Origin of the sequence: Paenibacillus sp. J14, from assembly GCF_000518465.1 — a bacterium.
GTDB classification, from domain to species: domain Bacteria; phylum Bacillota; class Bacilli; order Paenibacillales; family Paenibacillaceae; genus Fontibacillus; species Fontibacillus barengoltzii.
On the sequence record NZ_JADQ01000105.1, the window covers coordinates 1 to 2,607 of the forward strand.

The window sequence follows — 2,607 nt, forward strand, 5'->3', positions numbered from 1 at the left end:
CTAGTTGGTCAAACCTTCGTTCCTCCACCCGCATAGCGGGTGGTTTTTTGTTTCGCACGCTTCGCGAGCTCAACTGGCTAAAGCCATAACAAAAAGAGGGGCCACCGCCCCTCTTACAAAATCTGCATTCATTGCCAGTTAATGAACTGCAAACTACTGACGAATGGACTGTCCGTAGATACGGACCAGCCTATGGCATCGGCAGTTGGCTGTTGCTTGGTAAACCGAGAACCGAGTAGCTATCCGTTTCTTACTTTTGTTACAATCTGCTATCCAATAGACTTCGCAAACGTGCAGCGGTATCTGTTGAAGCGGTGTATATCATGATCTTCAGGTCTGGATTGGTCGGCGGCTGCAAAACCACATGCTCGAACTCCATCTCACCGATCCGAGGATCGTAGCTCCGTTTACGGCGATCCGTTGCGACCTGAACGTCATGCAGCGGCCAGATCTCGCGAAACAATCGGCTGCTCTGCATAAATTCATCGATCAGTTCCTGAAACCTTGCATCATTCGGGAATCGCGCATAATCCGCACGAAAGTTCGCAATCAAGACACGTGCCTTGACTTCCCAATCCTTGATATTTGATCCTAGCTCGGGGTCCGTCAAAAGATGTCTCATCCAATGGGGACGCTGGGGCAGGTTATTCGAGTACACCGGCAATCGAAAAACAAGCTCGGCAGCATGGTTCCACAGCAATAAATCCCAATATCGCCCGATAATGAATGCCGGATGCGGATCCAAGGCCCTTATCGTCCGTTCCAAACCCGCCGTTAATTGCTGACTTTCTGCCTTTTCCGGATGACTCGGTCTTGCGAGGTAATGGAGATGACGACGTTCATCCTCGGTCAATCGCAGCGCTTTAGCTATATTATTAAGGACGTCCTCTGATGGATTGACGCTTCGACCTTGCTCCAGAGAGGTATACCATGATGTTCCGATGTGGGCAAGGTGTGCGACTTCATCCCTTCGAAGCCCCGTGGCCCGCCGCCGGCCATAGGATACCAACCCCACTTCTTCCGGAGTCAGACGTTCTCGACGTGAACGTAAAAATTCACCTAACGCCTTCCTAGAGTTAACTTCCTCCATATACCACTCCTCCTATCCTGACACTTCCAATCGTACGATAAACGCAGGAAGGAAGCGGCTTGCACATTTTATTATACTCCTCGTGTAGCACCCGAATAAAATGCAGGAGGAATGAAAATGAACGTTTTTGTAACAGGAGCCACGGGTAAAGTAGGCAGCCGATTTGTTCCGCGTCTGTTGCAGCGCGGTCATCACGTTAAACTGTTGGTTAGGGATGCTGCCAAGGCGGATGGGCTTCACCAGCAAGGGGCTGAAGTCATTGAGGGCGATCTTTTGCAGCCGGACCATTATATTGATGCCCTCCAGGGCGTGGATGCTATCGTTCACTTGGCAGCACAGTTTCGTGGAGTAGACGAGCACACCACTCGAACGGCAAACTTCGATGGAACCCTGGCACTAGCCCATGCTGCACTAGAAACGAATGTGCCAAGGTTTGTTTTTTCCAGCACCAATAATGTGTACGGTTCGGTGGTTCGTTCGAGACCAAGCCGTGAAGATGACGAGCTTAAGCCCACCCATGCTTATCCTCAAAGCAAAGTTGAGGCCGAGGAGGCGCTGCTGCAGCTCCATCGCGAACAGGGATTGGGCGTGCGCATCGTACGATTTCCCTTTGTTTATGGTGAGGGCGATTCTCACATCACCGAAGTGCTGCCGATCTTCCGGAACTGGAATCCAGCCAAGCGAATTCACATGGCACATCATGCGGACATAAGCCAAGCCTTGATGCTCGCCGCATTCACGCCGGGGATTGATGGCCGAATCTATAACGTTGCCGATGATGCGCCGATCTCCGTGTTGGAGCTGTTTCAACTTCATCATAGCGAAGTGCCACCGGAAGCGTTGCAACAGGACTTTGATCCATGGGACATGATCGTAGATACGACGCGGATCAGAGAGGAATTACAGTATCGACCGATTTACCCTTCGTTCTATTCGGCAAGAGATGCAGGAGCATTATGATGTAATTCAACGGCAAGATTTAAGGCCATCCCTTGTGGGATGGCCCTTAGACGTTAGCTCTTCTTTACAAATTCCGACTTCAGCTTCATTGCACCGAACCCGTCAATTTTGCAATCAATATTATGATCGCCGTCTACCAATCGGATATTTTTCACCTTTGTGCCGATCTTCAACGTCGATGAGCTTCCTTTGACTTTCAGATCTTTAATGATCGTTACGGTGTCTCCATCGCTCAGGACGTTGCCGTGTGCATCTTTTACAATCTTTTCAGCAACGGGGTCATTCTCGGATTCCGCAGACCACTCATGGGCACATTCTGGACATACGAGCATCAGCCCATCTTCATAGGTATATACGGACCCGCACTTCGGGCAATTCGGCAAACTAGACATTTGAACCTCCCAGTTCTATTCATGTTAAGTATCTGTCATTATAGCAACATATTAGGTGCCTTGTAAAATGGGCGCGATCACTCAGTTAAAATGTTACTAAAGAGGCATCGGTTCACTCACATCGAAATGTTACCGAAGGGATGTGTTTTGAAACTGAGCATGAAA

3 protein-coding genes are annotated in these 2,607 nt (G+C 49.6%); 1 reads left to right on the top strand and 2 read right to left on the bottom strand.

Going from position 1 to position 2,607, the window contains the following annotated elements; translation table 11 throughout:
- Positions 1 to 259: 259 nt before the first annotated feature.
- Positions 260 to 1,090 carry a helix-turn-helix transcriptional regulator gene (locus M891_RS0122070; RefSeq protein WP_028540290.1) on the bottom strand — a complete coding sequence of 277 codons (831 nt, stop codon included), beginning with the start codon at positions 1,088 to 1,090 and terminating at the stop codon, positions 260 to 262.
- A 117-nt stretch (positions 1,091 to 1,207) separates the two neighbouring features.
- Between M891_RS0122070 and M891_RS0122075 the strand changes: the two genes are divergently transcribed.
- Positions 1,208 to 2,050 carry an NAD-dependent epimerase/dehydratase family protein gene (locus M891_RS0122075; protein ID WP_028540291.1) on the top strand — a complete coding sequence of 281 codons (843 nt, stop codon included), beginning with the start codon at positions 1,208 to 1,210 and terminating at the stop codon, positions 2,048 to 2,050.
- Positions 2,051 to 2,103: 53 nt separating this feature from the next.
- On the opposite strand, the gene M891_RS0122080 is transcribed toward M891_RS0122075, so the two are convergent.
- A complete protein-coding gene (locus M891_RS0122080; RefSeq protein ID WP_028540292.1) occupies positions 2,104 to 2,442 on the bottom strand; it encodes a zinc ribbon domain-containing protein YjdM in 339 nt (112 codons plus the stop codon).
- Positions 2,443 to 2,607: the final 165 nt, after the last annotated feature.